General features: G+C 72.4%; 6 protein-coding genes. 4 read left to right on the forward strand and 2 right to left on the reverse strand.

Features of this window, described 5'->3' with window-relative positions:
- A partial coding sequence (locus tag KIK08_RS36960) for an integrase core domain-containing protein (RefSeq protein WP_214407972.1) occupies window positions 1–132 on the forward strand: 132 nt, incomplete at its 5' end.
- Here KIK08_RS36960 and KIK08_RS36965 read toward each other — a convergent pair.
- Window positions 129–1391 (reverse strand): helix-turn-helix domain-containing protein, encoded by a 1263-nt coding sequence (locus KIK08_RS36965; RefSeq protein WP_214407968.1) that lies wholly within the window; start codon window positions 1389–1391, stop codon window positions 129–131. The two genes, KIK08_RS36960 and KIK08_RS36965, sit on opposite strands and share 4 nt — an antisense overlap.
- 569 nt (window positions 1392–1960) lie before the next feature.
- Here KIK08_RS36965 and KIK08_RS36970 point away from each other — a divergent pair.
- Together KIK08_RS36970 and glgX are read left to right on the forward strand one after the other, a co-directional pair.
- Entirely contained in the window at window positions 1961–2128 is a 168-nt protein-coding gene (locus KIK08_RS36970; protein ID WP_214407969.1) for a hypothetical protein, read from the forward strand.
- A 115-nt stretch (window positions 2129–2243) separates the two neighbouring features.
- The gene (gene glgX, locus KIK08_RS36975; protein ID WP_214407973.1) at window positions 2244–4361 is read left to right on the forward strand and encodes a glycogen debranching protein GlgX; all 2118 of its coding nucleotides are present in this window, start codon (window positions 2244–2246) and stop codon (window positions 4359–4361) included.
- 181 nt (window positions 4362–4542) lie between these two features.
- Here the strand turns inward: glgX and KIK08_RS36980 are convergent, their stop codons facing one another.
- Complete coding sequence (locus KIK08_RS36980; RefSeq protein ID WP_308258129.1) at window positions 4543–4719, reverse strand: hypothetical protein; 177 nt, start codon at window positions 4717–4719, stop codon at window positions 4543–4545.
- A gap of 313 nt (window positions 4720–5032) precedes the next feature.
- On the opposite strand from KIK08_RS36980, the gene KIK08_RS36985 reads away from it, so the two are divergent.
- The coding region (locus tag KIK08_RS36985; RefSeq protein ID WP_214407971.1) for a substrate-binding domain-containing protein at window positions 5033–5527 on the forward strand (495 nt) is incomplete at its 3' end.

A 5527-nucleotide genomic window follows, 5' to 3' on the forward strand; every position in this document is an offset into this window, starting at 1 on the left:
ACCGGCGAGTCGCAACGCCGAAAGGCGCTACCGGGCTGGTTGCACGAGTACAACCATCACCGGCCCCACACCGCCATCGGACGGGTCCCGCCTATCACCAGGTTGACCAACCTGTCCGGTCAGTACAACTAACGCAGCGGGAGCACCAGCTCGCGGTAGGTCTCGCGCAGCTCCTCGCCGCTGTGCGGGTCGGCCGCCCCGATCAGCTGCACGACCTCCCTGGCCCGCCACAGGTCCGAGCGCAGCAGCCGCGACCGCATGGCCGAGTGGGCGACCTGGGCGGCCTCCTCGACCTCGCCCCGCCCGACCAGCGCCAGCGCCAGGTCGAGCCGGGACAGCGCGAGCCTGCGGACCCGGCCGGCGGTGGCGCCCTCCGCCGACATCGCCCCCACCACCTCGCGGGCGTGCTCGACGGCGGCCGGGTCGCCCACCCAGGTCAGGGTGGTGGCGGTGTAGCTGGTCGCCTTGACCCGGTCGTAGCGGAAGTGGTGCTCGGGGTGGTCGGGGTCGGACAGCGGTTCGGCGAGGCGGGTGACCCGCCCGACCACCGCGGTGGCCGCGCGCACGTCGGCGAGGCGGGCCTGGGCGCGGGCCTCCTGAGCGGTGGCCTGGATGTGCGCGGACGAGCCGGCGGGGGCGATCTCCTGGGCGAGCTGGGCGAGGCGGGCGGCCTCCGGGAAGTCGCCGATGGTCAGCGAGCGCCAGGCCTCGGTCTCGACGGCGCACGCCGCCAGTTCGTCGTGGCCGCAGGCGTCGGCCAGGGCCCGGGCCGCCGCGATCCGGGCCACGGCCGGGCCGTGCTGCTCCAGGTCGATGTGCAGGGTGCCGGCCAGCAGCGACAGCCAGCCCGCCGTGACCATCAGCCTGCGCCGCTGGGCGAGCGTCGCGCGCGCTTCGAGCAGGGTGGTGACGTACTGCAGGTGGCGGCGGGTGCGCAGCAGCGCCTCGAACGGCGGGTCGGTCAGGTAGGCCTGGGCCAGGTCGTCCACGACCCGCTCCAGCCGGGTGAGCGTGGCGTCGCCGATGTCGGACGCGGCGATCCGGCGGGCCAGTTCGATCGCCTCGACCTCGTCGTCGGCGTCGTCGATGGCGCTGCGCAGCGGGACCGGGTCGAAGCGGGGGGCGGGTGGTGTCGCCGCGAAGGGTGCCGTGACGGGGGTCGGATCGCTCTTCCCGGCGGCGCCGCTCTCGCCGAGCAGCCCGCCGAGGGCCTCGGGGCTGATGTGCAGCACGCGGGCGAGCTCGCCGCGCGCCCACAGCGTCGGGTCGACCGACCCGGCCTCCCAGCGGCCCACCGTGGAGCGGTCGACCCCGATCCGGCTGGCCAGCTCCTCCTGGGTCAGTCCGGATGCGCGGCGTGCACGGGCGAGGTCGACGCGTCGCCTGCTCACCCCGAGAGCGTAACCCGCCAGTGGGATGCGTCACCGATGCGCGTCCTGTGCGCTGGAGGGCTCGCTCCCGGCGCGGTGGGGTGGATCGCGTGCCCGGTCCGCCGCATCGCCCCACCCGGCCCCCGTGGCGCGACCGCTCGGACACCGCCTGGTTCCTGCGCTGGCTGCTGGCCAGCTGGCGGGGCCGGCACAGCCGCCGCCCCGGGCCCGGGACGCGGTCCGACGGGTCGCCGCTCTAGCCGATCGCGCCGGCGTGCGGGTGTGTGCGGAAGCGCCGAACGCCTCGTCGAACGGCCGTGTCCGCACGGCCGCCGACCCCGGCCGACCCGTGCGAACGACTGCACGTGCATCCGGCGCGGTCGGACCGCCCGTCCGCCGGAAGTGGCCGGTCGGCGACGGGACGGTCACCCAACGTGATCATGTCGGGCCACCCGCCGCTCACCGCCGTCATCCCATCGAGATCCCATCGAGACCTGCGCCACACCGGCCCGGGTACGCGGTTCACTCGTCAGCACGCCCCCCGACCGGCGCCTCCCCAGGGCGCGGAACCCCCGAGAATCGAGCTGACGATGAGCGACGACAAGACCGTCTACCTGCACGACCTGATCCGCGAGGACATCGTGGCGCGGGCCCGCGACGCCGCCGAGGCGGCCGGCCAGAAGGCCGACGTGGCCGCGCTCCGGCGCAACGTCGAAGCGGAGATGTCCGGCTTCGGCAACGGCCGCCACCCGCACTGACGCCCGCCCGCCCTGCCCACCTGGTGGGCGCTCGCCCTGCCGGACCTCCTCCGATCGTGTACCCGTATCCCACACAGCGCGTGTGCGGCGCGGTGTTCCCGATCGGAGGCAGGTCCTGGACGTCTGGCCCGGCTCGCCGTACCCGTTGGGCGCGAGCTACGACGGTGGCGGCACCAACTTCGCGATCTTCTCCGAGGTCGCCGAACGGGTCGAGCTGTGCCTGTTCGACGACGACGGCTCCGAGACGCGGATCGACCTCCCCGAGCGCGAGGCCCTGACCTGGCACGGCTACCTGCCCCGGGTCGGGCCCGGGCAGCGCTACGGCTACCGGGTGCACGGCCCGTACGACCCGCCGCGCGGCCTGCGCTGCAACCCGGCCAAGCTGCTGCTCGACCCGTACGCCAAGGCGATCCAGGGCCGCATCCGGTGGGGCCAGGAGCAGTTCTCCTACAACTGGGGCGACCCGGGGTCGATGAACACCCACGACTCGGCGCGCTCGATGCCGCGCTCGGTCGTCATCAACCCGTACTTCGACTGGTCCAACGACCGGCCGCTGCGCATCCCCTACCACGACACAGTCATCTACGAGGCCCACGTCAAGGGCATGACGATGGCGCACCCGGACGTCCCGCCGGAGATCCGGGGCACCTACTCGGGCCTGGTGCACCCGGTGATGCTGGAGCACTTCAAGAGGCTCGGCGTGACCGCGGTCGAGCTGATGCCGGTGCACCAGTTCGTGCACGACCACGCGCTCACCGAGCGCGGGCTGAGCAACTACTGGGGCTACAACACCATCGGCTTCTTCGCCCCGCACAGCGACTACTCGTCCTTCGGCACCCGCGGCCAGCAGGTGCAGGAGTTCAAGTCGATGGTCAAGCGGTTCCACCAGGCCGGGATCGAGGTGATCCTGGACGTCGTCTACAACCACACCGCGGAGGGCAACCACCTCGGTCCGACGCTGTCGTTCCGGGGCATCGACAACCGGGCGTACTACCGGCTGGTGCCCGGGAACGAGGAGTTCTACTACGACACCACCGGCACCGGGAACAGCTTCAACGTCCGCCAGCACGAGTCGCTGCGGCTGATCATGGACTCGCTGCGGTACTGGGTCACCGAGATGCACGTCGACGGCTTCCGGTTCGACCTGGCCTCTTCACTGGCCCGGGAGTTCCACGAGGTCGACCGGCTGGCCGCGTTCTTCGACCTGGTCAACCAGGACCCGGTGGTCAGCCAGGTCAAGCTGATCGCCGAGCCGTGGGACGTCGGCGAGGGCGGCTACCAGGTGGGCGGGTTCCCCCCGCTGTGGACGGAGTGGAACGGCAAGTACCGCGACACCGTGCGCGACTTCTGGCGCGGCGAGGTGCCGGGGCTGGGGGAGTTCGCGTCCCGGTTCACCGGCTCGTCGGACCTGTACGAGAAGGACAACCGGCGCCCCATCGCCTCGATCAACTTCGTGACCGCGCACGACGGGTTCACCCTGCACGACCTGGTCTCCTACAACGAGAAGCACAACGAGGCCAACGGCGAGGGCGGGCGCGACGGGGAGAGCCACAACCGGTCGTGGAACCACGGGGTCGAGGGCCCGGTCGACGGGGGCGACGTGTACGTGCTGCGGGAGCGCCAGAAGCGCAACTTCATCGCCACGCTGCTGCTGTCCCAGGGCGTGCCGATGATCTCGCACGGCGACGAGTTCGGCCGCACCCAGCAGGGCAACAACAACGTCTACTGCCAGGACAACGAGCTGGCCTGGGTCGACTGGAAGGAGGCCCGCGAGTACTCGGTGCTGGAGGACTTCACCGCCAAGGTGGCCGCGCTGCGCGCGGCGCACCCGGTGTTCCGGCGCAGGCGGTTCTTCCAGGGCCGCCCCATCAAGGGCTCCAACATCGAGGACATCGCCTGGCTGCGCCCGGACGGGCAGCCGATGACCGACGACGACTGGAACGCCGGGTACGCCCGCAGCCTCGGGGTCTTCCTCAACGGCCAGGGCATCCCCGAGCGCGACATGATGGGCCAGCGGGTGGTGGACGACTCGTTCCTGCTGCTGTTCAACGCCCACCACCAGCAGGTGCCGTTCACGCTGCCCGGCGAGGCCTACGCCCACCAGTGGGAGGTCGTGCTGGACACGGCCGACCCGCTCGGCGCCAGGGCGGCGCGGCGCACCCGGGACGCCAAGCCGGGCGGGCGGCTGCGGATCGTGGCGCGTTCGCTGCTGGTGCTGCGCAAGGCCCACTGATCGGCACCGGATCGGCTGTCCGAGCCGTGAGCGCGTATCCCGATCCGAACCGGGATACGCACTCAGGGCCCGCGCGATCAGTGGGACGGCTGTATCAGCGGGACGGCTGTATCACTGGGAGGGCATCACTGGGAGGGCATCACTGGGAGGGCATCACTGGGAGGGCATCACTGGGAGGGCATCACTGGGAGGGCTGGGGCAGTTCGCAGCGGGTCTGCGGGTTGAGGCCGAAGTAGTTCAGCGGCCCGGCGACGATCGTCAGCGCGACCGTGCCCAACTCGGCGCAGTTCACCTGGTCGTCGCCGGAGAAGTAGTTGCGCTGGTACGCGGCGAAGACACCGATCAGCAGCCAGATCACGAGGATTACCGCGCCGGTTCGCATTGGTCTCCTGTCTCCACGGGCCCGCCCGACCGGACCGCACTGTCACGGAAGGTAGCGGCTGGGCGGGGGACCTGCCGGACGAGCGGATGGTCAGCTACCGGAACGTGACAATCGGGTGCACCCGGTGCCCGGAACGCCGTATTTCCGGTGGCGCGACGCGACAGGGTCCCCCATCCGTGGTCGCCGCCTGCCACAATGCCGCCGCATCGGTTGACGATCTTCAGCTGAATCGGCGGGGCGGATGGCACGGCACAGGGCGCAGCGCCCCCGGGGCACGATCCGGGGTCTCGTGGCGCTGGTCGCGGTGGGTTCGGCGGTGGTGGTCGGCGTCGCGCTCGTGCCCGACGGGCCGACCACCGGCGCGATCGGGGTCGCCGCGCACTCCGCGGACTGCGCGCGGACCCTGCGCGTGACGGCGGCGAGTTCGTTCGTGCCGGCGCTCGACGCGCTGGCCCCGGCGCTGGCCACCGGTCCGGATTGCGTGGTGCTCGACGTCCTGCCCGCCGACGGGCGCTCGGCCGGGCAGCGGGCCGTGGAGTACGACGCCGACGTGTGGATCCCCGACGACGGCGCCTGGACCGACCTCCCCGCGGCCCCGCAGGCCGGCGCCGCGGACGGGCACGCCGGGGCGACGGTCGCGGTGAGCCCGCTCTACCTGGTCGCCGACCCGGCCACGGCCGAGCGGCTGGTCGCGGCCGGCGGCTGGGCCGGGTTGTCCGAGTTGCTGGACGCCGGCCAGGTGAGCATGACGATCCGCGACCCCGCCGGCTCCGGCGACGGGCTG

It is taken from the genome of Pseudonocardia lacus, from assembly GCF_018531445.1.
Classification (GTDB): Bacteria; Actinomycetota; Actinomycetes; order Mycobacteriales; family Pseudonocardiaceae; genus Pseudonocardia; species Pseudonocardia lacus.